The organism is Azospirillum sp. B4 (assembly GCF_000333275.1).
In the GTDB taxonomy this organism is placed as follows: Bacteria; Pseudomonadota; Alphaproteobacteria; order Azospirillales; family Azospirillaceae; genus Nitrospirillum.
The window spans coordinates 1-1,829 of sequence record NZ_BACU01000213.1 but is presented as its reverse complement, the minus strand read 5'-3'; the positions used below and the strand labels follow the sequence as shown (position 1 = coordinate 1,829).

General features: G+C 66.8%; 1 pseudogene. It reads left to right on the top strand.

The window, feature by feature from the left end:
* A pseudogene (htpG, locus tag I55_RS09335) lies at positions 1-1,829 on the top strand (molecular chaperone HtpG); the annotation flags it as partial.

The window sequence follows — 1,829 nt, the reverse complement described above, 5'->3', positions numbered from 1 at the left end:
TCACGCCTCGGAGCCTGCGACAAGCTGCGCTACGCCTCCCTGACCCAGCCGGACCTGACGGCCGGGGACGCCAATTTCCGCATCACCCTGACGCCCGACACCGCCGCCCGCACCCTGACCATCACCGATAACGGCATCGGCATGAACCGGGATGAGCTGGTGGAGAACCTGGGCACCATCGCCCGGTCCGGCACCGCCAACTTCATGGCGGCCCTGTCTCAGAAGGCCGAGGCTGAAAAGGCGGGCGAGAAGGATGTGTCGCTGATCGGCCAGTTCGGCGTGGGCTTCTATTCAGCCTTCATGGTGGCCGGCGAGGTCGAGGTCTTTTCCCGCAAGGCGGGGGAGGAGCAAGGCTGGCGCTGGGCTTCGGACGGCAAGGGCGCCTTCACCGTCGGTGAGAGCGATGACGCCCCGGCGCGCGGCAGCCGCATCGTCCTACACCTGCGCGACGGCGAGGATGACTATCTGCAGACCTATCGCCTGGAAAGCATCGTCAAGAAGTACAGCGACCACATCAGCATCCCCGTGCTGGTGGGCGACGACGAGAAGCCGGCCAACGCCGCCTCCGCCCTGTGGACCCGGCCCAAGAGCGAGATCACGCCCGAGCAGTACAAGGAATTCTACCACCACGTCGCCCACGCCTTCGATGAGCCGTGGCTGACCCTGCATTGGCGGGCGGAAGGCGTGCTGGAATACACCAACCTGCTGTTCATCCCCGAGTCCAAGCCCTTCGACCTGTTCGAGCCGGAGCGCAAGCACCGGGTGAAGCTGTATGTCCGCCGTGTCTTCATCACCGAGGGTCCGGAAGGCCTGATCCCCGCCTATCTGCGCTTCCTGCGCGGCGTGGTGGACAGCGAGGACCTGCCGCTGAACGTCAGCCGCGAGATGCTGCAGCACAACCCCATGCTGGCCAAGATGCGCACCGGCATCGCCAAGCGCGTGCTGGGCGACCTGGCCCGCAAGGCGGAGGACCCGGAGGCCAAGGACGGCTACGCGCGCTTCTGGGAAAACTTCGGCGCCGTGCTGAAGGAAGGCCTGTATGAGGAGCGGGAACAGCGCGACACGCTGCTGAAGCTGCTGCGCGCATACAGTACCCATGGGGGCACCCACGGCGATGAACTGGTCAGCCTGGAAGACTATGTCGGCCGCATGAAGCCGGGCCAGGACGCCATCTACTACATCACCGGCGAGGACAAGGCGGCGCTGGCCCGCAGCCCGCACCTGGAGGGCTTCCGCGCCAAGGGCGTGGAGGTGCTGTTCCTGACCGACGCGGTGGACGAGTTCTGGCTGCAGTCCGTCACCCAGTACAAGGACCACACCTTCAAGTCCGTGACCCGTGGCGGCGCCGACCTGGCCAACGTCACGGCAGAGGATAAGGATGAGGAGGCGCCCAAGGCGCCGGAGGACAGCGTGGCCGACCTGGTGGCGCTGGCCAAGCTGACCCTGGGCGACGCGGTCAAGGACGTGCGCACCTCCGAACGCCTGCGTGAGAGCGCCGTCTGCCTGGTGGCGGACGAGGGCGACATGGACATCCACCTGGAGCGCATGCTGAAGGCCCACAAGCGGCTGGACGAAAGCTCCAAGCGCATCCTGGAGGTCAACCCCGGCCACCCGCTGATCCGCCGCCTGGCCGAGCTGGCCAAGGCCAATGGCGCCGGCCGGGGAAAAGGGCGAGGCCCTGGCGGACGCCCCCTGGCTGCTGCTGGACCAGGCGCGAATCCTGGAGGGCGAGCCCCTGCCCGAACCGGGGGCTTCGGCCGGCGCCTGGCGACGTTCGTGGAGAAAGGCTGGTCTGAGGGCCATTCCTTCAAATATTTACCTGCATTCAT